20 protein-coding genes are annotated in these 24,252 nt (G+C 64.4%); 11 read left to right on the plus strand and 9 right to left on the minus strand.

Annotation, left to right across the window (positions count from 1 at the left end; genetic code table 11):
• Positions 1-306: 306 nt before the first annotated feature.
• The 5 genes from FHW83_RS24720 (at position 307) to FHW83_RS24740 (ending at position 9,614) form a co-directional block, all read left to right on the plus strand.
• A complete protein-coding gene (locus FHW83_RS24720) occupies positions 307-2,835 on the plus strand; it encodes a TonB-dependent receptor (RefSeq protein WP_176649027.1) in 2,529 nt (842 codons plus the stop codon).
• Positions 2,835-4,454 carry a phytase gene (locus FHW83_RS24725; protein WP_176649028.1) on the plus strand — a complete coding sequence of 540 codons (1,620 nt, stop codon included), beginning with the start codon at positions 2,835-2,837 and terminating at the stop codon, positions 4,452-4,454. Before FHW83_RS24720 ends, FHW83_RS24725 begins: the two co-directional genes overlap by 1 nt.
• A gap of 42 nt (positions 4,455-4,496) precedes the next feature.
• The gene (locus FHW83_RS24730) at positions 4,497-6,485 is read left to right on the plus strand and encodes a TonB-dependent siderophore receptor (protein ID WP_176649029.1); all 1,989 of its coding nucleotides are present in this window, start codon (positions 4,497-4,499) and stop codon (positions 6,483-6,485) included.
• 81 nt (positions 6,486-6,566) lie between these two features.
• Positions 6,567-7,865 (plus strand): MFS family transporter, encoded by a 1,299-nt coding sequence (locus FHW83_RS24735; RefSeq protein WP_176649030.1) that lies wholly within the window; start codon positions 6,567-6,569, stop codon positions 7,863-7,865.
• A 105-nt stretch (positions 7,866-7,970) separates the two neighbouring features.
• Complete coding sequence (locus FHW83_RS24740) at positions 7,971-9,614, plus strand: methyl-accepting chemotaxis protein (RefSeq protein WP_176649031.1); 1,644 nt, start codon at positions 7,971-7,973, stop codon at positions 9,612-9,614.
• A 1-nt stretch (position 9,615) separates the two neighbouring features.
• Here the strand turns inward: FHW83_RS24740 and FHW83_RS24745 are convergent, their stop codons facing one another.
• From FHW83_RS24745 to FHW83_RS24770, 6 genes are all read right to left on the minus strand, one after another.
• A complete protein-coding gene (locus FHW83_RS24745) occupies positions 9,616-9,951 on the minus strand; it encodes a helix-turn-helix domain-containing protein (protein WP_176649032.1) in 336 nt (111 codons plus the stop codon).
• Positions 9,932-10,309 (minus strand): type II toxin-antitoxin system RelE/ParE family toxin, encoded by a 378-nt coding sequence (locus FHW83_RS24750; protein WP_176649033.1) that lies wholly within the window; start codon positions 10,307-10,309, stop codon positions 9,932-9,934. Before FHW83_RS24750 ends, FHW83_RS24745 begins: the two co-directional genes overlap by 20 nt.
• A gap of 105 nt (positions 10,310-10,414) precedes the next feature.
• A complete protein-coding gene (locus FHW83_RS24755) occupies positions 10,415-11,317 on the minus strand; it encodes an alpha/beta fold hydrolase (protein ID WP_176649034.1) in 903 nt (300 codons plus the stop codon).
• A gap of 1 nt (position 11,318) precedes the next feature.
• Positions 11,319-12,518: a sterol desaturase family protein gene (locus FHW83_RS24760; protein WP_176649035.1), complete on the minus strand. Its 1,200-nt coding sequence runs from the start codon at positions 12,516-12,518 to the stop codon at positions 11,319-11,321.
• Between the two features lie 3 nt (positions 12,519-12,521).
• A complete protein-coding gene (locus FHW83_RS24765; RefSeq protein ID WP_176649036.1) occupies positions 12,522-14,921 on the minus strand; it encodes a TonB-dependent receptor in 2,400 nt (799 codons plus the stop codon).
• Positions 14,845-16,071 (minus strand): MFS transporter, encoded by a 1,227-nt coding sequence (locus FHW83_RS24770; RefSeq protein ID WP_176649037.1) that lies wholly within the window; start codon positions 16,069-16,071, stop codon positions 14,845-14,847. Before FHW83_RS24770 ends, FHW83_RS24765 begins: the two co-directional genes overlap by 77 nt.
• 179 nt (positions 16,072-16,250) lie before the next feature.
• Between FHW83_RS24770 and FHW83_RS24775 the strand changes: the two genes are divergently transcribed.
• The 6 genes from FHW83_RS24775 (at position 16,251) to FHW83_RS24800 (ending at position 22,912) form a co-directional block, all read left to right on the plus strand.
• Positions 16,251-17,270 carry an AraC family transcriptional regulator gene (locus FHW83_RS24775; protein ID WP_176649038.1) on the plus strand — a complete coding sequence of 340 codons (1,020 nt, stop codon included), beginning with the start codon at positions 16,251-16,253 and terminating at the stop codon, positions 17,268-17,270.
• A 127-nt stretch (positions 17,271-17,397) separates the two neighbouring features.
• Complete coding sequence (locus FHW83_RS24780) at positions 17,398-18,978, plus strand: FGGY-family carbohydrate kinase (RefSeq protein WP_176649039.1); 1,581 nt, start codon at positions 17,398-17,400, stop codon at positions 18,976-18,978.
• The gene (locus FHW83_RS24785) at positions 18,975-19,610 is read left to right on the plus strand and encodes a class II aldolase/adducin family protein (RefSeq protein WP_176649040.1); all 636 of its coding nucleotides are present in this window, start codon (positions 18,975-18,977) and stop codon (positions 19,608-19,610) included. Before FHW83_RS24780 ends, FHW83_RS24785 begins: the two co-directional genes overlap by 4 nt.
• 53 nt (positions 19,611-19,663) lie before the next feature.
• A complete protein-coding gene (locus tag FHW83_RS24790; protein ID WP_176649041.1) occupies positions 19,664-21,133 on the plus strand; it encodes an aspartate aminotransferase family protein in 1,470 nt (489 codons plus the stop codon).
• A 14-nt stretch (positions 21,134-21,147) separates the two neighbouring features.
• Positions 21,148-21,798 carry a class II aldolase/adducin family protein gene (locus FHW83_RS24795; protein ID WP_176649042.1) on the plus strand — a complete coding sequence of 217 codons (651 nt, stop codon included), beginning with the start codon at positions 21,148-21,150 and terminating at the stop codon, positions 21,796-21,798.
• A 64-nt stretch (positions 21,799-21,862) separates the two neighbouring features.
• Complete coding sequence (locus FHW83_RS24800; RefSeq protein ID WP_176649043.1) at positions 21,863-22,912, plus strand: acyl-CoA dehydrogenase; 1,050 nt, start codon at positions 21,863-21,865, stop codon at positions 22,910-22,912.
• A 6-nt stretch (positions 22,913-22,918) separates the two neighbouring features.
• Here FHW83_RS24800 and FHW83_RS24805 read toward each other — a convergent pair whose 3' ends face one another.
• Genes FHW83_RS24805 through FHW83_RS24815 form a run of 3 tightly spaced genes read right to left on the minus strand, consistent with a single transcriptional unit; the run spans position 22,919 to position 24,242 of the window.
• Positions 22,919-23,320, minus strand: a complete 402-nt coding sequence (locus tag FHW83_RS24805) for a VOC family protein (RefSeq protein ID WP_176649044.1) — start codon at positions 23,318-23,320, stop codon at positions 22,919-22,921.
• A complete protein-coding gene (locus tag FHW83_RS24810) occupies positions 23,321-23,785 on the minus strand; it encodes a hypothetical protein (protein ID WP_176649045.1) in 465 nt (154 codons plus the stop codon).
• Between the two features lie 25 nt (positions 23,786-23,810).
• Positions 23,811-24,242, minus strand: a complete 432-nt coding sequence (locus tag FHW83_RS24815) for a GNAT family N-acetyltransferase (protein ID WP_176649046.1) — start codon at positions 24,240-24,242, stop codon at positions 23,811-23,813.
• Between the last annotated feature and the right edge of the window lie 10 nt (positions 24,243-24,252).

Consider the following 24,252-nt stretch of genomic DNA (forward strand, 5'->3'; position numbering starts at 1 on the left):
AGCGGCGGTTTGTGACGCGCGTATGACAGCGAGACGGATTCACGCATGTGTGACAACGCCACCACGACAGGTCAAATCAGCTCACCGACGTCATTCCAGCGCAGGCTGGAATCCATACCGAGCATGCAGGCAAGCGTTCCATGGATTCCAGCTTTCGCTGGAATGACGTGGCGGGGCCGCGGGTCATTCAAGCTCATTTCGCTTCGGCGGCGGCCTATGCCGGCCCCTCGCGCCATCCGCTGTCACGCAATTGAAATATTGGCTACCTATCATCCGCCCCGTTCTCTAATCCACAGACGGTAACCAATGAAAACCACACACAAACACACCGCGCCGCGCCTGTCGGCCCTGACCGTCGGCGTGCTGGCCATGCTGGCCGCCTCCGCGCAAGCCGCCGACACCGCCGACCTGGCCGCCACCGCCAACAGCGTGGTGGTCAGCGGCCAACGCGCCAGCCTGCGCAACGCCATCGCCGCGCAGGAGAAGGCCGACAATATCGTCAGCGTCATCAGCAGCGACGATATCGGCGGCCTGCCCGACAAGAACGCGGCCGAGGCGCTGGCCCGCCTGCCGGGCGTGGCCGTGCAGCGCGACCAGGGCGAAGGCCGCTACGTCAGCGTGCGCGGTCTCGGGCCGGACCTGAACGCGGTCACCATCAACGGCGCGCTGGTGCCGTCGCCGGAATCGGGCCGCCGCGCCGTGGCGCTGGACGTGCTGCCGGCCGGCCTGATCCGCTCGCTGGAGGTCAGCAAGACCCTCACGCCCGACCATGACGCCAACTCGCTGGGCGGCACGGTCGAAGTGAAAACCCTCACCGGCTTCGACCTGCCGGGCAAGCTGCTGTCGGCCACCGTCGGCGCCAGCCGCGACCAGAACATCGGCAAGACCAGCCCCAGCGCCAGCGCGCTGTTCGCCGATCGCTTCCTGAACGGCACGCTCGGCGTCGCCGGCGGTCTCAGCTACGAGAAACGCGAATTCGGCTCGGACAACGTGGAAACCGGCGGCGCCTGGGCGGACGGCAAGCTGGCCGGCGTGGAATTCCGCGATTACCTGCCCACCCGCGAACGCCGCGCCGCCGCGCTCAATCTCGACTATCACCCGGACCAGGCCAGCAAATATTTCCTGCGCAGTTTCATCAGCGATTTCAGCGATGACGAGGTGCGCGACCGCCTGACCATCAGCAACATCACCGGCGGCGCATTGGCCGAGGGCCAGACCGCCAGCGCGCGCGGCGAGCGCCGCCTGCGCCAGCGCAAGTACACCCAGACCATCAAATCCGTGGTGCTGGGCACGGAACAGAAATGGAACCAGTGGAAACTGGACCTGAACGGCGGCGTAAGCCGCTCCAGCGACGATGCGCCGGAATCGATCAACGATGCGCGTTTCCGCGGCGGCAAGGACTTCGCCGGCGTCGGCTACAGCGGCACCGAGATCCCGCACCTGACCGGTCCGGACAGCCTGTACAGCGCCGCCAACTACAAGCTCAACTCGATCGCCCTCAAGCAAAGCTATGCCAAGGACAAGGAACACCACCTGCGGTTCGATCTGGCGCGCAAGTTTGAACTGAGCGAGGGCAGCTCGACGCTGAAATTCGGCGCCAAGACCAGCCGCCGCGAAAAAACCAACGACACCGAAGCCTGGTCCTACAGCAGCAAGCAAATCGGCGGCGCCAGCACCGCCATGGCCGACTACGTCACCACCGATCAGCTGGACTACAAGCTGGGCCGCATCGGCAGCGCCATCAATCCGGCTGCGATCCGCGCGCTGGTAGGCGGTCTGAGCCGGGATAAGGCCCGCGTGCTGGCCGACTCCACCATCGACGACTACCGCCTGAAGGAAGACATCGACGCCGCCTATCTCCAAAACAGCGTCGACCTCGACACCTGGCACGTGCTGGCCGGCGTGCGCGCCGAACGCACCCGCTTCGAGGCCGCCGGTGCGCGCGTCGACGAGGAAGCCGGTACCATCGGTGCCGTCCACCGCGACCGTTCGTACACCAACTGGCTCCCGGCCCTGCAGACCCGCTACGACGTCGACGCCAAGACCAGCGTGCGCGCGGCCTGGACCCATTCGGTGGTGCGCGCCAACTTCGACCAGCTGGCGCCGGGCATCAGCCAGGCCAGCGACACCGAGGCCACCATCGGCAACCCGGACCTGGCGCCGCTGAAGTCGACCAACCTCGACCTCGGCATCGAACGCATCCTCGGCGACGACGGCGCGATCTCGGCCTACGTGTTCCACAAGGACATCAAGAATTTCACCTACACCACCAACCTGGCCGGCAGCGGCCAGTGGGCCGGCTACACTTCGGCCATCACCTACGCCAATGGCGACAAGGCCAGCGTGAAAGGGATCGAGCTGTCCTATAACCAGCCGTTGCGCATGCTGCCGCCGCCGTTCAATCGCTTCATCATCGGCGCCAACGGCAGCCTGACGCGCTCGGACGCCGACGTGGCCCGCTACGACACCAGCGCCAGGCGCATGCGTTCGCGCGGCATCAGCCTGCCGGGCCAGTCGGACCGCGTGTTGAACCTGATGCTGGGCTACGAGCAAGGACCGCTGAGCGCGCGCCTGGCCGTGAACTACAAATCGGACTATCTGCTGGAGCTGGGCGACGATATTCTCGATGCCAAACAGGACCGCATCGTCGATGCGCAAAAACAGGTCGACTTCTCGGCTTCTTACCAGTTGAGCAAGCAGGTGCAGCTGAACTTCGAGGCGGCCAATCTGAACAACGAGAAGTACTATGTCTACCTCGGCAGCAAGGCGTATAACGCGCAATACGAGCAATACGGCCGCACCTACAAACTCAGCCTGAAAGTAAGCCTGTTCTGATGAAAAAGACTTCAGTTAATCGCATACTCAACCGCGTGCTGTGCGCAGCCCTGCTGTCCGGCGGCGCGGTGGCGCAGGCCGCCCCCCTGCCCGGCCTGGCGGCCAAGGCCAGCGAACTGGCCGCGCTGCCCGATGGCGGCTGGCTCAGCATCGACAAGCAAGGCTTGCATCTGCTGGACGCGGTCGGCAAGGAACGCGCGCTGCTCAAGGTACGCGCCAAGCATCTGGACCTGCGTCCGCAAGGCGATGGCGCGCTGGCGGTGGTCCTGGACGCCAATGCCGAGCAAGTGGTGCCGGTGCTGGTGGACCTGCGGGGCGGAACGCTGACCGCGCAAAAACCGTTCCCGGCGCCGCCTTTCGGCATTGAGGCCGCGTGTTTGTACCGCGATGCGCAGCGGATCGACCACCTGTTCGTGGTCGGCAAGGATGGTCAGGCCGAGCAGTGGCTGATGCACGGCGAGCAGCGCCTGCTGGTGCGCAAGCTGGCCCTGCCGCCGCACACCAAGCACTGCCGCGCCGACGATGCGGCCCAACAACTGCTGGTCGACGAGGGCAAAGTCGGTCTATGGGCCTACAACGCCGAGGCCGAGGGCGTGCCGGGGCGCAAACTGCTCAAGCGCGGCGCCGAGAGCGAGCGCAAGCGCGAAGCGGGCGCCAAAACCATCGTGATGCCGCGCGGCCAGACCGAGCCGGTGGCACGCACTGGCGACGCGGCCGATGACCCGGCCATCTGGCGCGATCCGGCCAATCCGGCGGGCGCACGCATCCTTGGCACCAACAAAAAGCAAGGCCTGCTGGTCTATGACCTGCAGGGCAAGCAGTTGCAACTACTGGAAGTCGGCCGCCTCAACAACGTCGACGTGCGGCAGGACGTCATCGTCAGCGGCCGCAGGCTGGACCTGGCCGTGGCCACCCAGCGCGACGACAACAGCGTCATGCTGTTCACCATCGCCGCCAACGGCGTGGTGACGCCGGCCGGCGCCTTCCCCACAGGTCTGGACAATATCTACGGCATGTGCCTGTACCGCCCGCGAGATGGCGGCCTGGAAGCCTTCATCAACGACAAGGACGGCAGCTTCCTGCACTACCGCATCGAGGCCGACGGCAACGCCATGTCCGGCAAACTGCTGCGCCGCTTCAAGGTTGGCTCGCAACCGGAAGGCTGCGTGGTGGACGACCGCAACGAGCGCCTGTTCCTGGGCGAGGAAAAACGCGGCGTCTGGACCGTTTCCGCGCGCGGCGACGCTCCCGCCAAGCTCAGCATGGTGATTTCGGTCGGCCCGCGTCTGGTGGCGGACGTCGAAGGCATGGGCCTCTACCACGGCGACAAGGGCGACTACCTGATCGTCTCCAGCCAGGGCGACAACAGCTACCTGGTGCTGGACGCCAAGGCCCCGTACAAGGTGCGCGGCAGCTTCCGCGTCGGATTCAACCTCGAGGCCGGCATCGACGGCACCTCGGAGACCGATGGCCTGGAGGTCAGCTCGGCCAATTTCGGCGGCCCGTACGGCAAGGGCATGCTGGTGATCCAGGACGGCTACAAGCGCCTGCCGGACGGCCCGCAAAACTTCAAATACGTGGCCTGGGAAGACGTCGCCAAGGCACTTCAGCTCGACTAAGCAATTTTCGGGTTATCATAGTGGCTATTGCACAATATTGCCATGAGACATACCAACCCCATCCGCCGCGCAGTCTTCGTCTGCACGCTGGCTGCCGCAGGGCACGCCGGTGCGGCCGATGGCGCCGCGCCGCAGTCCTTCGCGCCGGATTACTTCGCCCAGTTCCAGGCCACCAGCGCCATGGACATGGTCAACCGCCTGCCGGGCTTCACCTTCGCCAGCGGTAACGTATTGATCAACGGCAAGCGTCCCGCCGCCAAGACCGATCCGATGAGCGACGTGCTCGGACGTATTCCCAACGCGGCGGTCGATCGTATCGAGTTGATCAGCGGCGGCGCCGGCGGCATCGACATGCAGGGTTACGCCACCGTGGCCAATGTCCTGCTCAAGCCGATGGACCTGGTGTCCGCCAGCACCACCGTCGCCAGCACGGTGATGCCGGACGGCAGTCTGGAACCCTCGGTCGACGGCAATTACAGCCTGAAGCGCGGCGACAAGAGCATCAACGTGTCGCTGGCCTGGCGCCGTTCACCCGACACCGGCCAGGGCCACGGCAGCCGCACCACCAGCTATGCCGACGGCGGTCCCGATGCCGAGTTGACGCTGGACGGCGCCGGCGTCAATGAAAGCAAGGCGGTCAAGCTCAACTACGGCCAGGACCTGCTGGACGGCCAGCTGACCTGGAACGGCGCCTACAATCCCTGGACCTACCAGTCGCAGCAGGCCCAGGTCCACACCGATAGCGGCAGCTACGCGCAAGCCAACAACGACAATGCCGGCCGCACGCGAGAACAGGGCCTGGCCTACACGCGCGACCTGCCGCACGGCGCCAGCATGGACCTCAAGCTGCAATACCGCAGCGCGGAAGTCACCACCAACGCGCTCTACACGTCGGGCGGCAGCACCTCGCACGCGCTGACCACCACTACCGCCAGCGAACAAATCGTCGCCGGACAACTGACCTGGCCGGCGTCGGACGGCGTGGTGATACGCGGCGGCATCGAGCGCGCGGTCAACACCAACGACAATGTCAACAGCTACCAGTCCAGCGACCAGGCCGCGGCCGTGCCAGGCGTCGGCGCATGGGTGCAGGAATCGCGCGTCGAGGGCCAGCTGTCTTCCGCCTGGCAGGTCGATAGCTCGCTCAGCGCCGAGGCCGGCCTGAAAATCGAACATTCCAGCCTCAACACCAGCGCCAGTCAGCAGGAAGGCAGGTCCTACGTCTATCCCAAGCCGCGCCTGCGGCTGTCGCTGTCGCCCTCGCCGGCGTTGCAATTGCGCCTGCGCATGGAACGCGAGGTCAGCCAGATCAACTTCTACGATGCCGCCGGCTATTTCGGCATGGCCGACAAGTCGCTGCGCGCCGAGTACCCCGATCTGGTTCCGGCCAAGACCTGGCTGTGCGAGGGCGCGGTGGAATACCGCTTCTGGGAACGCGGCGCCGCCGTGCTCAGCTACACGCAGGCGCACATCAGCGACGTGATCGACCGCATGCCGATCCGCACCGCCTCCACCACCGTCGACGCCGCCGGCAATATTGGCGATGCCAGCACCGACAGCGTCACCGGCATGCTCAACCTGCCGACCGACAATTGGGCGCTGCCGCAGGGCCTGCTCAAGCTGTCGACCACCTGGCGCTCCTCGTCGGTGACCGATCCGACCACGCTGGCCGCGCGCCGCCTGTCCGGCGAGCAGCCGGTCGCGTGGCGGGTCGAGTTCTCGCAGGATTTGCCGGCCCAGCGCACGGCGTGGGGCTTCTCGGTCGATAACGGCTGGAGCAACGACAGCTGGCAAGTCGGCGAACGCGACACCAGCAGCGGCAGCGGCTGGGCGCGCGCCTTCGTCAACTACCGTCCCAGCGCGAACACCATGCTGACGCTGGAGCTCAACAACCTGGCCGGCCGCACCGTCACCTATGACCGCCTGCACTACGCCGGCAACGACCGTTACGCCAGCAATGTGGACTTCGTCGAGCACAATATCACCCGCACCCAGCCTTACGCCATGTTGCGCCTGCGCCGCGACTGGTAGAGCGCGCCCTGCCCCGAAGAGAGAATCGGCCTTTTCCGTGATGCTTTAGAATGAAACGAATGCATCCCGTGAAAGACCAGCATGACCGCAATCGCAACTCCGCAATATTCCGCTGAGGAAAAACGCAAACGTGTGTTCGCCATCGTCAGCGCCTCCTCCGGCAATCTGGTGGAGTGGTTTGACTTCTATGTCTACTCGTTCGCCTCGATCTACTTCGCCAGCCAGTTCTTCCCCAGCGGGAACGCCACCGCTGAATTCCTGAAATCCGCCGCCGTGTTCGCCGTGGGCTTCCTGATGCGCCCGATTGGCGGCTGGATGTTCGGCCGCATCGCCGACCGTGTCGGCCGCAAGAAATCGATGGTGGTTTCGGTGCTGATGATGTGCGGCGGCTCGCTGGCGATCGCCGTGCTGCCCACCTACGCCAGCATCGGCGTGGCCGCGCCGTTGCTGCTGCTGGTCATCCGCATGTTCCAGGGCCTGTCCGTGGGCGGCGAGTACGGCACCACCGCCACCTACATGAGCGAAGTGGCGCTGCGCGGCCAGCGCGGCTTCTTTTCCTCCTTCCAGTACGTGACCTTGATCGGTGGCCAGTTGCTGGCGGTGCTGACGGTGGTCATCCTTGAACAATTCCTGAGCGAGGCCGAGCTCAAGGCCTGGGGCTGGCGGGTGCCGTTCGTGGTGGGCGCGATCGCCGCGCTGGTGTCGCTGCTGCTGCGCCGTACCCTGCATGAAACCAGCAAGGCCGAGGACTTGAACAACAAGGAGGCCGGCACGCTGGCCGGCATCTTCAGGCACCACCGCGCCGCCTTCTTCACCGTGCTGGGCTACACCGCCGGCGGCTCGCTGATCTTCTACACCTTCACCACTTACATGCAGAAGTACCTGGTCAACACCGCAGGCATGCCGGCCAAGACCGCCAGCGTGGTGATGACCGGCGCGCTGTTCCTCTATATGTGCATGCAGCCGCTGTTCGGCATGCTGGCCGACCGCATCGGCCGCCGCCATTCGATGATGGCGTTTGGCGCGCTCGGCGCGTTGGCGACCTACCCCATCCTCGCCATCCTGCGCGGCAACACCAGCAGCGTGGTGGCGTTCGCGCTGATCACCGTGGCGCTGGCCATCGTCAGCCTGTACACCTCGATCAGTGGCCTGGTGAAGGCCGAGATGTTCCCGCCGGAGGTGCGTGCGCTGGGCGTCGGGCTGTCGTACGCGATCGCCAACGCCATCTTTGGCGGCTCGGCGGAGTTCGTCGGACTGACCTTCAAGAACCTTGGCCACGAAAACTGGTTCTTCATCTACGTGACCATCATGATGGTGCTGGCCTTCCTGGTCAGCCTGCGGCTGCCGAAGACGCCGTCCTATCTGCATACCGATCATTAGCTCAAATTGTTGTTCTTGTGCAAAAAATGATACTTTGTGGAATTAGTTGACAGTTAAATCTGTTAGGATGCAGACCACAATTTGTCAACTTTGCACAGGACAACCATGCACGGCCACGAAACCGTTCTTGAAGACGGCAAGCCCATCGTCACCACCACTGACCTCAAGGGCCGCCTGACCTACGTCAACTCCACCTTCACCGAGGCCAGCGGCTATACCGGCGAGGAACTGGCCGGCCGCGTGCAAAACACCCTCTACCATCCCGACATGCCGCAGGAAGTGGACGCCGACATGTGGCGCACTGTGCTGTCGGGGGCGCCGTGGCGCGGGCTGGTCAAGTACGCGGGCAAGCACGGCGGCTATTTCTGGTGCATCGCCAACGTCACGCCGGTGATGGAAGGCAGCCAGACCACCGGCTTCATGTCCGTCTGCACCAAGCCCAAGCCCCAGCAAATCGACGAAGCCGAGCAGCTTTACCGCGCACTGAAGGGCGGCAATCCGGATAGCATCCGCATCGTGCGCGGCGCGGCCGCCGCGCGCGGCTGGCGCAAGCTGGCCCATGCGCTGCGCGACATCACCCTGGCGCAACGCATGGGCCTGTGCTTCGGCAGCATCACGCTGCTGGGCTTGTCCATGGCATGCCACGGCCTGCTCGACTATTCCGACGCCACCCTGATCACGCAGGCGCTGCTGATGGTGGCGCTGGCCCTGTACTGCTGGCGCAACCTGCACGTGGCCATCGTCGGCCCGATCCAGGACAGCATCAAGGCCACGCGCATCCTGGCCGGCGGCGACCTGACCACCCGCATGGCGGTCGACCGCCACGACGAACTGGGCCAGTTACAGGCGTTCGTGCGCCAGCTGAACCTCAACCTGGCCTCGATCCTGGTCGATATCCGCAGCAACTTCAGCCTGACCCGCAGCACCACCACCCAGGTCCGCGCGGCCAACAGCGACCTGTCGGCACGCACCGAGGCGCAGGCCTCCAGCCTGGAACAAACCTCGGCCAACATGGGCCAGATCGCCGGCATGGTTACCCAGACCGCCGACAACGTCACCACCGCCAGCGGCGTCGCCAGCGAGGCGACCGCGCTGGCCGAGCGGACCGGTGTGGCCGTGGCGCAGGTGGTGTCGGCCATGAACGACATCAGCGCTTCGTCGCGCAAGATTGTGGACATCATCGGCCTGATCGACGGCATCGCCTTCCAGACCAACATCCTGTCGCTGAACGCGGCGGTGGAAGCGGCGCGCGCCGGCGAAAGCGGACGAGGCTTCGCCGTGGTGGCCAACGAGGTGCGCAGCCTGGCGCAACGCAGCGCCGCTGCCGCCAAGGAAATCAAGTCCCTGATCGACACCTCGACCGACAAGATCGAAATAGGCGCCGGCATGGCCAGCGCGGCCGGCCAGGATATGGAGGCGGTGATCGCCGCGATCGGCCGCGTGGCGGCCATCATGGGTGACATCAGCGGCTCGACGCGCGAGCAAAGCAGCGGCGCGCACCAGGTGCAGGACGCCATCATGCATCTGGACGAAGTCACGCGCCAGAATGCCCAAATGGTGGAGGAAGCCTCTGCCGCCACCGGCGTGCTGGACGTGCAGACGCAGGCCGTCGCCAAGGCGCTGGAAGTGTTCAAGCTGCCCGCCCAGGGCGGCGCCAAAGGCAAGCCAGCGGCCAGCCTGGTCCCCGGTAAAACCCGCAGCCTGCGAACCGCTTACGCCGAACCACAGGCGCAGGCCCGGCGGGCCTGAGTCAAGCTATCGACAACTTTAACTGCCCAACAGGCTCACTTGTTGGGCGCACTTTGATTTCGATATCGTAGCCAAGCCGGTTGAGACACTCCATCAGCTTGCGTTCGGACAGATTGGCAAAATCACCTCGCATCATTGCCGAGACCTTCGATTGCGGAATTCCCATCCTCCGCCCCGCCTCTTCTTGTGTCAATTCAAGACGTCGGAGCGCCTTGGTAATTTCTACCACCAGCCCTGATTTGACCTTGAGCTTGTTGGCATCGGGTAAACCCAAATCCGCAAAAACGTTCCCCGAGCTGACTTCCACCTCAGTATCGTTAGCCTTGCGCTTTACCATGTCGTAGCTCCTTTGCCAGCATCTCGGCGGCCTTAAGACGATCTCGAATGAGATCCATGTCTTCCCTCGGAACCTCGCCCCTGTGTTTGCTCTTTTTCTGGAAGCAATGCAAGACAAAAATCGCTTCCTCAAACCTGACTGTGTAGATGGCGCGATAGGTGCCGCCACTGTCGTCTTCGATAATCTCAAGGACTGCCGCGCCACCGAAACCTTTTAGTGCCTTGACAGCATCATGCTGGCCGCCGCGCTGGGCAAAGTCTAGCGCGTGGCCAAAGAAGCGCCTAACATTCTGTGGCAACGCCAGCAGGTCTTTCTTACTTCGTCCTACCCAGATCAGTGGTTTCTCGCCCGCTGTCATATCGCCACCTTATACCAGTTCAGATATAAAATCAAAACAATGTAAGCATGAGCTGGCAACCATCCCGCAAAGAGCGCGTTGGGGTTATGAGGGGTGTCAAGGAAATTACAGCGTGGCGCGGAAGTTCAGGTAATCGGCGGCGCTTTTTTCGGGTTGTTCCAACATCGGCAGGTGGCCTGTGTTGGGCATGATGATGACTTGCGAGCGTGGCAGCAGGCGGTGCAGGATTTGGGCGCCGGCCGGGTTCAGTATGCGGTCCTGTGCGCCCCAGACGATCAGCGATGGCGTGCTGAGGCCTTTGACGCGTTCCTCCACGCCCGGCTCGTGGCTCAGGTGCTGGCCGATGATTTTTTCCATGCCTTCGTTCTTGGCGCGCTCCTGGCCGATGTAGTCCATCATCGGCTTGGGGATGAAGGGCGGATCGCTCATCGCCATGTCGGCCTCGGCGTCGAAGTCCTTTTTAGGGTTGGCCTTCATGTTGTCCATCTCGCTCGGCGGCGCGGTGCGCAGGCCGCCGGCGTCCAACAACCACAGGCTTTGCACTTCATCCGGATGGTCGGCCGCGTACAGCAGCGATATCTGTCCGCCCATCGAACTGCCGCCCAGATGCAGACGCTTCAAGCCCAGCGCCGCCGCGAACATGTGCATGCGTTGCGCCTGCGCTTCGGCGCCGTAGTTGGCGCGTTCCGGCCGCGAGGATTCGCCGAAGCCATTGATGTCGGGGATGATGACGCGATAGCTGCCCACCAGTTCACGCGCCACGTAGACGAAGTTGTCCTTGTCGTCACTGAAGCCGTGCAGCAGCATCAGCGGCTCCCCCTTCCCGCCTTCCAGATAGACGACACGTACGCCATCGGCCAGCGTGACTTCTTTTCGCTCCAGTCCCGAGCGCATGCGCTCGACGTTGATGAAGAAACGCGTGGTCGGCCCGGGCGCCAGGTACACGCAGCCAAGCAGCAGCACGGCCAGCGCCAACAAGCCGCCAACGGTTATTTTCACGATGCGCATGTCACTGCTCCGGATAGCCAAGGATGAGGAAGTCGCGGCTGATCGGCGGCGACCAGTACACGGTGCCGAACACGATCCAGAAGCGCGTGGACCACGATTTATTCATTTTCAGCTCATAGGCGATCTGCTGCCAGCCACTCAGCACGATGGCGAAAGGGTTCAGGCGTATGTAAGGATTGTTGGTCAGGCCCACGCGCGGCATGACCGGGGTTGGCGCACGATAGGTGCCAAACACACGGTCCCAGAACAGGAAGGGACTGCCGCCTATGTTGACAATCTCGTCTCCCGCTTTCGAGGTGTGGTGCATGTAGTGATACACGCCGTTGCCGAAATACGCGGAAGTCCATCGCACCAGCGGATTGCGGTAGGCGAAATCATAGAACACCGTGGTGTGATTGAACTTCTCCAGCATGATGCCAAGGCTGCCCAGCACCAGCGTTTCGGCCAGCAGCGGCTCGTAGTAAAACAGCTTGGTGCTGACGGCCGCGAACACGATGGATGGGAAGCTGCCAAATACCCCCGGCAAGAACATGAACGGGCCCACGCCCACCGGATGCATGATCTCCGCCGAGTGATGGCATCGGTGCGCGCCGTACCACACCAGCCGCGAGTGATGCGCCAGCCAGTGCGAAAAATATCCCGGTAATGACCCGAACACGATGCCGAGCGCCAGCGCTAGCGGATACGGCAACGTCACCAGCGTCGGAATATGGTGCTTCAACAGATCCAGCGCCGCCGTGTAGCCATCCGAGAGCAGGTTGGCGCCGGCCTCGTAGCGGAAGCCCAGCACATACGCGACGGCGCCCAGCGACGCAAACAACAGCAGCCCCACCGCCATCGCCACCAGGTTGGAAAGGAAGTGCGCCATGAAGATGGGGATGAACGCATGCCGGCCATAGCGCCGCAGCGACAGCACGAAGCTGGCTACCGCAAACAGCGAGATGTAGGCGCCCAACCCGCCGATCAGCAGCCATGCCATGCGCTCGAACTGCGCCTGATCCAGCATGCCCGCCAACGGATTGGTGCGCGCATCGATATGCCCGGTGAGGAAGCGATACAGCCCGCTGCCGGTGTCGGCCAGCATGTCAAACGCGCCGAACGCCACCAGCAGCACGCCCATCACCACCGCGAGACGCGCCACGGTATGCGCCTCGCTGTGCGCAAAGTCGTAGTTCCACGCACGCGACAGCAGCTTTTTCATGGCTTACAGATTGGCGCTGAGCGCAAGGCCGATATAGCGCGGCGCGCTGATGCTGGAGTACGGCGTGCCAAGGATGCTGGAGGTCTGCCCACCCGGCGTGCCGATGTAGCGTTTGTTGAACAGGTTATTCACCAGCAGCGCCACGCCATAGCGGCGGTCCGCGTTCATCCAGCCCAGTTTGAGATCGGCGCGCTGCGTGGCCACCCCGGTCTCGAAGGCGCCGCCGCGCAGGCAGCCCCACTGCTGGATGATCTGCGCGTTGCAGCGCGTCTTGCTGGTGTAGTTGCCCTGCAGGCTAAGGTCCGCATGGCCGCCGAACGCCGGCCAGTTCACGTTCACGCCAGCCATCATGGTCAGCTTGGGCGATCCAACCGGCTGGCCCGACAAATCGACGCTGTTGCCGGCCCAGTCGGTGAACTGCTTCTGGTCGTAGGTATGGTCGAGATATTCCAGCGCGCCGAAGAACCGCACCGACTGCGATACCTTGATGCTGCCGTCCAGATCAACGCCCTTGCCGCGCTGGTTGGAGCTGGTGATGTTATAAGTCGGCACCCCGCCGCCGGATACCGACAACAGCTCGATGCCCTGCAGGTTCTTGAAGCGGTACGAGAATACGGATCCATTCAGCGACAGCCGCAACGCCGGCAGGTAGGTCTTGAAGCCGGCCTCGAAGTTGGTCATCTTCTCCGGAGCGAATGCGCCGCCCGCGTCGCTCGGCTGGAACACGTTGAAACCTCCCGACTGATAGCCTTTGGACAGCGAGGCAAACAGCATGGTGCTGGCGTCCAGCTTATGGTCGATTACGAGGCGTGGGCTGGTGTCGCGCCAACTCTTGCTGGCCGAAGGGAACAACGGCGCCACCATGGACGCGTTGGCCAGCACGATGGCATTGAGCCCCAGCACGCCGTTGGCGACCATGGCGGCGGTCGGATCGGAACTGGTGGCGGCCGGAACGTCCCAACTGGTGGTCTTGCTGTCGCGTGTGAAGCGCACGCCCAGCGTCACGTTGGTCGACGGCGTGGCGTGCCAGATCACGTCACCGTAGATCGAGGCGGATTTGGAGGTCAGGCCATTGATCATCTGCTCGTGCCACTGCGTGCCGGAAGCCGGCGCGCCGCCCGAGAACGGCGTGCCGTCGCCCAGCGCCAGGCCATACAGCACCGGGAACAGCGGCACGCCGGCCGGGATGCCGCCGGCGGCGAAGGGGCCGGTATTGTAGTTGAGGGTGTCCAGCGTGTCGGTGGTGGTGTTGACGTCGGAGACCTGGGTCACCTTGGCGCGGAACAGGCTCACGCCGGCCACCCAGTCCAGCAGCTCGTTCTTGCTGCTTAACTTGAACTCCTGCTGCCAGGTGGTATTGCGTTCGGCGTTGGCGGTGTCCAGATAGGTGGCGACGTTGGCGGTGCCGTCGTTATCCTGGCGATTATAGCTTCGGAATTTGCGCCATGAGGTGGTGGAGGCGAACGTGGCGCCGGCCAGTGGTGTTTCGAAGCGCAGGGTGACGCCATTGAGCGACAGGGTTTCGCGCGCCGGCGCATCGTTGCGCAAGCCGCTGTGCAGCGGATTGACGAAGGTTTTCGCCAGCACCGCCGGATCGGGATCGAACGGCGGCAATTCGCCGGAAGCCACTTGCGGCGACACGCCAAACGCGGGCCGCGCGGTCTGATCGATATCCTGGTGCTCCCAGCTGAGGATAGCCTTGGTCTGGCTGGATGGCGCCCACTTGAGCGACATGCGCGTGCCCCAGGCACTCTCGCCACCCATTTTCTCGCCGTTGTAGGCGTTGGTGGCCCAGCCATCGCTGCGGTTGCGCACCGCCGACAGGCGGAAAGCCACGGTGTCCGATAACGGCTGGTTGAGCACCCCCTCCCCGTACACGGCGCGATGGCTGCCCACGCGCACCGTGGCGCTGGTTTCGCGTTCCGACGACGGCTCATTGGCGACGATGGCGATCGCCCCGGCGGCGCTGTTACGCCCGAACAGCGTGCCTTGCGGGCCTTTCAGCACCTCCACCCGCTGCACGTCATTAAAGTCCAGCAGCGAGCCGCCGGTCTTGCCGAGATAGACGCCATCCAGATACACCCCGACCGGCGCGTCGGTGGCGATGCCGAAGTCGCCGGTGCCGATGCCGCGCAGCGCGAAGTTGGGCTGGGTGGGCTGCGAGCCATCCACCGACAGGCCGGGAATATAGCCGTTCATGTCGGACAGGTTGACCGCGCCCAGGTCGGCGATGTCTTTTGCGCTCACCACCTGCATCGAGATCGGCACGTCGCGCAGTGATTGCGCCCGGCTTTGCGCCGTGACGATGACGCTGGGGATCGTCGCCTCATCCGCCGCCATGGCCGGTAAGGCCATCAGCGCCTGCGATATGGCGAGTGCCAACTTGTGCTTCTTCGTGCTCATGTTTCGTCCTTTTTATTGTATTAAACACGGCCATGGCGCCACCCCATGCCAGGCCCACGACTCCCACCGCAATCAAACTGAACATGCCCGGACCACCGCTGACAAAAAGCTCGCCGGCCAGCGCGGTGCCAATGCCCGCGCCCAGCATGGCGATAATCAAGGTGCGCATCACCAGCGCGCCATCCGGGTCGTTCTCGGTCAGCAGGCCGGTGAGGAATGGCGTCAACATGTAAAAGCCGACGTTGACCATGATTTGCGACAGCAGGAACGACCACTGGCCGGCGATATTGAAGAAGGCGTACACCGCCGCGCCGAGGATGACGAAGCCCAGCGCCACCAGCGGCGCGCGGCGCGCCGGGTTGCGCGTCAGCGAAGGCACGATGGCGCCGACGAAGCCAAGAATCGAGGACAGCGCCAGGAACAGGCCCACCGTCTCCGCCGCCATGTGGGCGCGCTCGCCCACGTAGCCGCTGACCGCCCACTGGCCGGCCTGCACGCCGTACACCAGCAGCACCACCACCAGCACCAGCGCGAGTTGAGCGCGCGGCAGGCGCACCAACGGCGCGCTGGGAGAGACTTGCGCCACGGGTGTGGCTTCGACGCGTGGCCGTATGCTCAGGATCAGCGGCGCGAGCGCCACGCCGAACGCCGCCAGCCACAGGAAAATCGGTCCGCGCCCGGCCTGCGGCGCCATCGTCGACAAGGCATACAGCAAGCCGCCCATGCAAACGCCGCCCACCAGGTTGATCTGGCCCCAGATGCGTTCCGCCTCGGCCTGCGCCGCCACGTCACAGGTAATCAGGCTGAATAAGGCACCCTCGCCCACGCCGGCCAGCAGGCGCGCCAGGCTAAGCGTGGCCACGCTGTCCGTCACATGGCTCAGCAACTGTCCCGCCACCATGGCCAACACCCCGCCGGCCGCCACCTGCCAATGCGCGCGCCGCACCAGGCGGGGACACAGCAGGCAGTAAAGCGCGATGCCGCCGACTTCCGCGCTGGCCACCGCCGTCGCCGTGGCTTCGTCGATGCCGGGAACGCGGCACAGCGCCATCACAATCAAAGGCATCACCATGGTGCCATTGAGGGCGGCGGCAAAGGCCGCGCTCAAACCGCTCACGCGGATGGCGCTGGATGGCACGGTAAACGGCATGATCAACCTTTCCCGGAATGGAATGTTGACAAGAATAGCGCCAAGCCGCCCGCTTGCGGTGGGTCATTTTCGGCCACACCGGGGGTGTTCACAGGACAAGCTCCATCCCTGCAAGCCCGTGGCAGGATAGCCACGCCGGCACTTGACGGGGCCGATCCGGCCATGGGACGCTCTGGTTCATGACCGAATCCGACAACTACACCCGCTACACCACGGCCAACATCCCGGTCTACCTGCTGCGCTGCCTGGCCGCCACCATGGCCGAATTCGGCCACGATCCGGCGCGCCTGTGCCTCGGCCTGGGCTTCACGCTGGAGGACTTGAGCAACCCGGCCTGCCGCGTCTCGTTCCGCCAGGGCAGCGCGCTAATCCGGCGCGCCCTGCAACTGGCGCCGGGCAAGGGACTGGGCCTGCTGATCGGCGAGCGCGAAACCATCGCCTCCATCGGCCTGGTGGGCTACGCCATGATGACCTGCGCCACGCTGGGCGACGCCGTGGCGCTGGGCATGAGCCAGCAAAAATTCACCGGCAGCATGCTGGAATTCGACATGCGTCAGGATGAACGCGTGGTCTCGGTCAGCGCCAGCAACCGCTTTCACGAGCCGGATATCCAGATGTTCCTGGTCGAAGAGGCCTTCGCCAGCTTTCTGCAGGTGGCGCGCGGGCTGGCCGGCAACAGCTTCCTGCCGCGGCGCGTGGACCTGAACTATCCGGCGCCGGCCTATGCGGACGAATACACGCGCATCTTCCAGTGCCCGGTGCATTTCGGCCAGCCGGTGGCCGCCTTCGTGACCGACATCGAATGGGCGGCGCGGCCTTTGCTGACCTACGATCCGCTCAGCCATCGTCAGGCGCTGGAGTTCATGGAGATCGGCTTTTCGCGGGAGCGCGAGAAGGTGGACTTGTTCGAGTCGATCGAACGGGCCGTACGCCAGAATCTGCGCGAGCAGCTCAGCTTCGCCGACATCGCCCGCAAACTTTGCGTGAGCGAGCGCACCTTGCGTCGGCGACTGGCGGAAAATGGTGTGTCGTACCAGTCGCTGCTGGACAACGTGCGCAAGAACCGCGCGCTGGAGATGCTGGCCAATCCGCGCCTGTCGATCGAGCAGGTGGCGTTTGAAGTGGGCTTCTGCGACTCGCACAACTTCCGCCGCGCCTTCAAGCGCTGGACCGGCAACACGCCCAGCGAAATGCGCTAGCACCGTTCCGGCGTCGGTCGCCACATTTGGCCGGATAAGCCCCCTATCCCGTCCGCTTTTGCCATAACGCCCCGCGCGCCCCTCCCTCTATAGTCGTGCCATCATCACGACAGAGGCGTTTGGCGGCATGGACGAACAACTGGTACTGGCGGTCGATCTGGGCACATCGGGCTGCAAGACCGCGCTGGTGACGCGCGGCGGCATGGTGCTGGCGTGGGCGTATCGCCCGGTCGCCCTGCACCTGCTGGACGGCGCCGGCGCCGAACAGGTGCCGGAGGACTGGTGGCAGGCGCTGCTCGCCACCGCGCGCGAAGTGCTCGACAAGGCTGGCGTGTCTGCGTCGCGCGTCATTGCGGTGTGCTGCTCGACGCAGGGCGAAGGCACCATCCCGGTCGACCGCGAAGGCATCCCGCTGATGAACGCCATCACCTGGATGGACATGCGCGGCGCGGCGCCGCTGCGCAAGCAGGTGCGCGGCTGGCTCAACGTGGCCGGCTACGATCCCCTCAAGCTGGCGCGCTGGCTGCGTCTGTGCGGCGGCGCGCCGGCATTGTCCGGCAAAGACCCGGCCGCGCACATGCTGTTCATCCGCGACATGTATCCACAGGTGTACCAGAACACCTACAAATTCCTCAACGTCCTCGATTACCTGAACCTGCGCCTGACCGGCCGCTTCGTCGCCTCGCACGACTCCATCCTGACGTCATGGGTCACCGACAACCGCGACGTGGATCACATCCGTTATGACGACAAGCTGCTGCGCGCCAGCGGCATCGACGCGGACAAATTCCCCGAAGTGGTGCCGTGCACCGAGGTGATCGGCGTGTTGCGGGCCGAAGTGGCCAACCAGCTTGGGCTGCGGCGCGAGACGGCCGTGGTGGCCGGCGCCATCGACAACAGCGCCGCCGCCATCGGCGCCGGCACGCTGGCCGATGGCGACGCCCATCTCTACCTCGGCACCTCGTCGTGGATCGGCGCGCACGTACCGCGCAAGAAAACCGACATCTCCGCCATGATCGCGGCCATACCGTGCGCCGTGCCATCCAAGTACCTGATGATGGCGATGCAAACCTCGGCCGGCAATAACCTCAGCTTCCTCAAGGAGAAAATCCTGTACCACCAGGACGAACTGCTGCGCGAGGAACAACTCCCGGACGTGTACAAGATCTTCGACCGCATCGCCGCCAAGGTGCCGGCGGGCAGCCACGGCCTGCTATACGCTCCCTGGCTGTATGGTGAGCGCTGTCCGGTGGAAGACCGTTCGCTGCGCGGCGGCTTGTTCAACCTGTCGCTCGACCACACGCGCGAAACCGTGATCCGCGCCATCCTGGAGGGCGTGGCGTTGAATACCCGCTGGATGGTCGACCCGGTGCAGCGCTTCCTCGGCCGCAAACTGGATCACCTGACGGCGGTCGGTGGTGGCGCCAGCTCCAACGTCTGGTGCCAGATCTTCGCCGACGTCCTGGGCCTGCCGATCCGCCAGCTGGCGGAACCGATGCAGGCCAACGCCATCGGCGCGGCGTACATCGCCTTCGTCGGCCTGCGGCAACTGGACTTTGCCAGCGCCGCCGCGCAGACCCGCTACCGTGCCACCTATCAGCCCAACCACGTGCATCGCAACCTGTACGACGATTGCTTCGATGCCTTCACCGAACTGCATCGCCGACTCGCACCACTGTACCAGCGACTGAACCACCAAGGATTATGAGCCCATACACTCCCCACAAAGAGCAGGTGATCCAGGCCTGCCTGACGCTGGCCGAAGCAGGCTACCTGGCCGGCACCGGCGGCAATCTCGCCCTGCGCATCAACGACGAGCTGTTCGCCGTGACGCCCTCTGGCGCCGACTACTACACGCTGCGCGCGGACGACATCTGCGTGCTGCGTCTCGATACGCTGCGGCAGGTGGAAGGCACGCTCAAGCCGTCGGTGGAAAGCGCCATGCACGCCTGCATGCTGCGCTACAAGCGCGACATGCAGGCCAGCGTCCACACCCACCAGCCGCTGGCCAGCGCGGTGGCGCTGCTGAATATCGATTTGCCGGTACAGGACGAGGCGCTGCGGCGCGCGCTGGGCGAACGCGTGGCCATCGTGCCATATGCGCCGTCCGGCACAGGCATGCTGGTGCGCGCCCTGGGCCGCAGGCTGCGCGCCGACCTGCACGGCTATCTGCTGAAGAATCACGGCGTGATCTGCGCCGCTCCCGACATGACGGAAGCCATCGCGCACGTCGGGCGTATCGAGTCGGCCGCAGCGCTGTTCCTGCGCCAACGCATCGCCGCCGCCAACACCGCTCCCGCGACCGTGCGCCACATGGCGCTCGCCTGCCTGAACACCTGACCGTCATTCCGGCGAAAGCCGGAATCCATAGAACGCACGATTAGAGGAACATCATGACACTTGCCGCCACCGATCTAAAGCCCGCCGCCGATCAATACGCGATCAGCCAATGGCACGATACCGCCGCCATCCACGACCGACTGCAAGCGCTGCTGCGCGAACCGGTGCGTCCCATCCAACGCGACAAAATGAACGAGATACTCAACTATTTCGAACAGAAATGCCAGCGTTCGAAACAGCTGGCCGCACGCACGGCGGAGGTGATCCCCGGCGGTGTGCAGCACAACCTGGCATTTAACTATCCCTTCCCGATTGCGGCCGACCGCTGCGAAGGCGCGCACCTGTGGGACGTGGACGGCAACCAGTACATCGACTTCCTGCAGGCAGGCGGCCCCACGCTGCTCGGTTCCAACTACGCCCCGGTACGCAAGAAAGTCCATGAGCTGCTGGATCACTGCGGTCCCGTGACCGGCCTGTTTCATGAATACGAAGTGAAGCTGGCGGAACTGATCCGCCAGTACATGCCGAACATCGAGATGTTCCGCATGCTGGGCTCCGGCACGGAAGGGGTGATGGGTGCCATCCGCCTGGCCCGCGCCTACACCAACAAGAAATGGATCATCAAGATCGGTGGCGCTTATCATGGCTGGAGCGACCAGATGGTATATGGCATGCGCCTGCCCGGCACCGGCCGGCGCGAGGCGATCGGCATCCCTGCCGGCTCCACCGCCTACACCCAGGAGTGCTTCCCCAACGATCTGGATGCGCTGCGGCGCAAGCTATGGCTCAACAAGCTGCGCGGCGGCACGGCGGCGGTCATCGTCGAGCCGCTCGGGCCGGAGAGCGGCACTCGCCCCGTCTACGAGGACTACAACCGCCAGGTGCGCGCGCTGTGCGACGAATTCGGCGCGCTGCTGATCTTTGACGAGGTGGTGACCGGTTTCCGCATCGGCATGGGCGGCGCGCAAGGCTACTTCAACGTGCGCCCGGATTTGACAGTGTTCGGCAAATGCCTGACCGGCGGCTACCTGATGGCGGGCGGCATCGGCGGCCGCAAGGACGTGATGATGCTGCTGGCCGGGGGTATTGGCTCCACCAGCAAGCGCGCATTTGTCGGCGGCACGCTGTCGGCCAATCCGCTGTCCTGCGTGGCCGGCTATTACGCCATCTCGGAAATGGCGCGCACCAACGCGGCGGTGGTGGCCGGGCGCGCGGGTGACCGGCTGTGCAAAGGACTGTCTCAGATCGTCGAGCGGCTCGGCCTGCCCTATGTGGTCTACAACCAGGGCTCGATCGTGCATCTGCAAACCTCGGCCGTCCTGCTCATGAGCATGCGCAATCCGATCAAGCTGATGAAAGAGGTCAACGCGCGCAAACACATGATGGAGGAAATGGGCGCTGCCTACATGGCGCATGGCCTGGTGACGTTGGCGGGCAGCCGGATCTACACCAGCATGGCCGATACCGACGCCGTCATAGACGAAGCGCTGAACCGTTTTGAATCCGTGCTGCGGCTGGTGTGATGGAAGCGATGCAAATGAACTACGATGCAGCCATCGCGCGCCTGAACGACGCCGCCAGGCGCCTCGGTGCCAAGGGATTGCTGGAGCCGGACGACACGCTGTCCATGCGCCTGGCCGGCAGCGGCAACATCCTGCTGCAAACCGGCTCCGGCCCGGCGCAGCAGGTGGAGATCGTGCCGCTGGCCGATGACGGCGCCCGAGCGCCGCTGGCGGCGCAGCATCTGGCGGTGTACCGCACCCGCGCCGACGTTGGCTGCGTGCTGTTGAATCGCCAGCCATGGGCGTCCGCATTGTACGCGCTGGAGAACGACATGCCCGGCGTATTCGACGAACAAATCCGCCATCTGGGCCGCACTGTCGCCCTGCTAGCAGGCCCGGTTGAACTCCCCCTCAACCAGGCGCGCCTGCACAGCGGCGCCAATGCGTGGATCGCGCCCGGACATGTGCTGTGTTTCGGCACCCTGCCCGAGCGCACCGTCTTCAACGCCGAACTGCTGGAAAAATGCGCCAAAGCCTACGTGCTGGCGACCAGCGCCGGACTGCCGGTCGGCCGCATACCATGGCTGGTACGCTGGATCGCCAACGGCCGCCTGCTCAAGGACGAGCGCCGCGCCGCCGAACAATACGCCCGTGGCCAGATGCCGGTGCTATCGACCGCCTACTGATCCGCCCAACGGTGCCGGCTGTGCGACAATATCGGCCTTTAGTCGAAACGCACAGCCTTATAAAATGACCCAGCTCTCCCAGCGTGACGCCCGTCGGATTGAACGCCACGCGGCGGCGGCCGACGCCGCAGGCTTCCTGCACCCAGTCCAGCAAGCCTTGCTGCACCGGCGCGGCTGGCTGAAAATGCTGGCGCCACGCGCCGCCGGTGGCGCCGAACTGCCTTTGCCGGAGGTGGTTCGTCTGGAGGAATCCGTGGCCGCCATCGACGGCAGCATGGGCTGGGTGCTGACGCTGTGCGCCGGCGCCGGCTGGTTCGCCGGTTTCCTGTCGCCGGAGCTGGCACGCCAGATCATCGGCACGCCGCGCGTCTGCCTGGGCGGCAGCGGTGCGCCGACCGGCTATGCCGACGAAGACGGCGACGGCTACCGCATCACCGGCCGCTGGGACTACGCCAGCGGCGCACCGATGGCCAGCCACTTCACCCTGAACGCGGTGTTGCGCGCCAACGGCGAGCCGCTGCTGGACGCCGACGGAACGCCACGCATCCGCGCCTTCCTGGTACCGGCGGCGCAGGTGCGGGTCGAAGACAACTGGCGCAGCATCGGCATGCGCGCCAGCGCCTCGCACAGCTACCGCATAGAAGACGCATGGGTGAGCGAAGATCACGGCTTCGCCATCCGCCCCGATGCCGCGACGGCTGACGGCCCGCTCTACCGATTCCCGTTTTATTCGCTGGCTTACGTCACGCTGGCGGCCAACGTGGCCGGCATGGCCAGCCACTTCATCGAACTCGCGCGCGAGTGCGTCCATCGCCGAAAGAAAGGCATGCCGCTGCTGGAAGAGAAAGAACACAGCCTGCTAGCCGCCCGCGCGCGGTTCTATGAGGTACTGGACCTCAGTTGGCTCCGGGTGGCCGATGAACAGGCACTGAATGAAAGCGACATGCTCGCCATCCAGACGACCTCCCTGAGTCTGGTCGCCATCGCCCGCTCCGCCGTCGACGAGCTATATCCCTACTGCGGCCTCCACGCCGCCCACGCGGAAAGCACCATCAACCGCGTCTGGCGTGACTTCCACACCGCCAGCCAACATTCACTATTGCTGCCAGCGTAAATGGCCTCACGTGCCGCAGTTAAGCTTCCAAGGCACGCCGAAACGATCAGTCACGATGGCGTAGCACGGCGACCAGAATGTTTTCTGCGGCGCCAGCACGACCTGTCCACCGGCTTGCAGCGCATCGAAGAAAGTCCTCACCTTCGTCTCCGAGTCCACGCCGAGCAGCACATAGAAGCCCTTGGGCTTCTCATATCGGCCCGGATCGACATCGGCGCCCGCGATTTCAACGCCATCGATGTTGATGTTCGCATGGACGATGGTCTGGCCATGCGCCTCGGACACCGCCGGCACCGGCGAGTCCTTTACCCGCAACATCGTGCCAATTCTGCCGCCAAGGTGCTGGGCGTAAAACCGGAAAGCCTCCTCGCACTGCCCGCTGAAGTCGATATGGAATGACAGGCTCATTTAATTATCTCCGTTGATAGCTTTGCGCGCCGCCAATGCGATCGGAAAGCCGAACAGGAACATATGCGATAACAGATCGAGTGCGCTTGCAAGTGGCTTGAAGTGTACGGCAAACGGAAACGCGGAAGCCGGCAACACGACCAGCCGCATGACGAAGAACACCAGCACGCCGAATACAACGCCGCATGCTAGCGCGTGTCGCGCCAGGGAAGGCCACAACCGCGCCAGCATCAGATACACGCCGGCCCACGCCAACGACAATCCGAAATGCGCGGCCAATCCAAACGCGGCCATCGCCGGGCCTCCGCTCAACGCCTCCTTTCCAAACGCGCCGCTGGCGACGATCCGCAGCAATTGCAGCGGTGCCGTGCCGTTATAGGCGGCAAACGAGATCGCGAAGGTGATGTCCAGCGCACCGGCAATCAAGCCGCCAATCAGGAGATAACGAATCTGTCCGGTTTTCATGCGCACACGTCCTTCTTTACGATTGTCAGGATTCGTCGATATAGCCATTTTCCACGGCCTGCGACTGATTGGCAAAGATCGCCATCGCCGTGCGCATGCGCCGGAAGCCAAATTTCTTATAGAACGGTTCCTTGCCCGGCACTGCGTACAAGATGATTTTCTTGTGGCCGGCGGAAAGACTCACCAGCCTCGCCACGATCTCCTTGCCCAAGCCGGTGCCCTGATGGCTAGGCATCACGGCCACGTCGCAGATGTACGAACAGTCGATGCCGTCGGCCAGCGCGCGGCCCACGCCCACCAGCTTGCCATCCTCGCGCGCAAAGCACACGAAGCGGCTGTTGCCGAACGCGACCTTCAGGTCGGCCGGATTCTTGTTCCCAAGCGGCGCCGCGTGATACAGGGCGCTCAGTTCACCCCAATCCAGCGTATCGATCGAATCAAACCACGTCAATGCCATCTGCTTCCTC

The organism is Duganella sp. SG902 (assembly GCF_013376005.1).
Lineage (GTDB): Bacteria > Pseudomonadota > Gammaproteobacteria > Burkholderiales > Burkholderiaceae_D > Rugamonas.

Bases quoted from the DNA above. Each gene is read 5' to 3' on its own strand.
- FHW83_RS24790 (WP_176649041.1), top strand. From the start codon at position 19,664: ATGACACTTGCCGCCACCGATCTAAAGCCCGCCGCCGATCAATACGCG.
- FHW83_RS24805 (WP_176649044.1), bottom strand. From the start codon at position 23,320: ATGAGCCTGTCATTCCATATCGACTTCAGCGGGCAGTGCGAGGAGGCT.
- FHW83_RS24735 (WP_176649030.1), top strand. From the start codon at position 6,567: ATGACCGCAATCGCAACTCCGCAATATTCCGCTGAGGAAAAACGCAAA.
- FHW83_RS24755 (WP_176649034.1), bottom strand. From the start codon at position 11,317: ATGCGCATCGTGAAAATAACCGTTGGCGGCTTGTTGGCGCTGGCCGTG.
- FHW83_RS24785 (WP_176649040.1), top strand. From the start codon at position 18,975: ATGAGCCCATACACTCCCCACAAAGAGCAGGTGATCCAGGCCTGCCTG.
- FHW83_RS24750 (WP_176649033.1), bottom strand. From the start codon at position 10,309: ATGACAGCGGGCGAGAAACCACTGATCTGGGTAGGACGAAGTAAGAAA.
- FHW83_RS24775 (WP_176649038.1), top strand. From the start codon at position 16,251: ATGACCGAATCCGACAACTACACCCGCTACACCACGGCCAACATCCCG.
- FHW83_RS24810 (WP_176649045.1), bottom strand. From the start codon at position 23,785: ATGAAAACCGGACAGATTCGTTATCTCCTGATTGGCGGCTTGATTGCC.
- FHW83_RS24800 (WP_176649043.1), top strand. From the start codon at position 21,863: ATGACCCAGCTCTCCCAGCGTGACGCCCGTCGGATTGAACGCCACGCG.
- FHW83_RS24725 (WP_176649028.1), top strand. From the start codon at position 2,835: ATGAAAAAGACTTCAGTTAATCGCATACTCAACCGCGTGCTGTGCGCA.
- FHW83_RS24815 (WP_176649046.1), bottom strand. From the start codon at position 24,242: ATGGCATTGACGTGGTTTGATTCGATCGATACGCTGGATTGGGGTGAA.
- FHW83_RS24760 (WP_176649035.1), bottom strand. From the start codon at position 12,518: ATGAAAAAGCTGCTGTCGCGTGCGTGGAACTACGACTTTGCGCACAGC.
- FHW83_RS24730 (WP_176649029.1), top strand. From the start codon at position 4,497: ATGAGACATACCAACCCCATCCGCCGCGCAGTCTTCGTCTGCACGCTG.
- FHW83_RS24720 (WP_176649027.1), top strand. From the start codon at position 307: ATGAAAACCACACACAAACACACCGCGCCGCGCCTGTCGGCCCTGACC.
- FHW83_RS24795 (WP_176649042.1), top strand. From the start codon at position 21,148: ATGAACTACGATGCAGCCATCGCGCGCCTGAACGACGCCGCCAGGCGC.
- FHW83_RS24745 (WP_176649032.1), bottom strand. From the start codon at position 9,951: ATGGTAAAGCGCAAGGCTAACGATACTGAGGTGGAAGTCAGCTCGGGG.
- FHW83_RS24780 (WP_176649039.1), top strand. From the start codon at position 17,398: ATGGACGAACAACTGGTACTGGCGGTCGATCTGGGCACATCGGGCTGC.
- FHW83_RS24765 (WP_176649036.1), bottom strand. From the start codon at position 14,921: ATGAGCACGAAGAAGCACAAGTTGGCACTCGCCATATCGCAGGCGCTG.
- FHW83_RS24740 (WP_176649031.1), top strand. From the start codon at position 7,971: ATGCACGGCCACGAAACCGTTCTTGAAGACGGCAAGCCCATCGTCACC.
- FHW83_RS24770 (WP_176649037.1), bottom strand. From the start codon at position 16,071: ATGCCGTTTACCGTGCCATCCAGCGCCATCCGCGTGAGCGGTTTGAGC.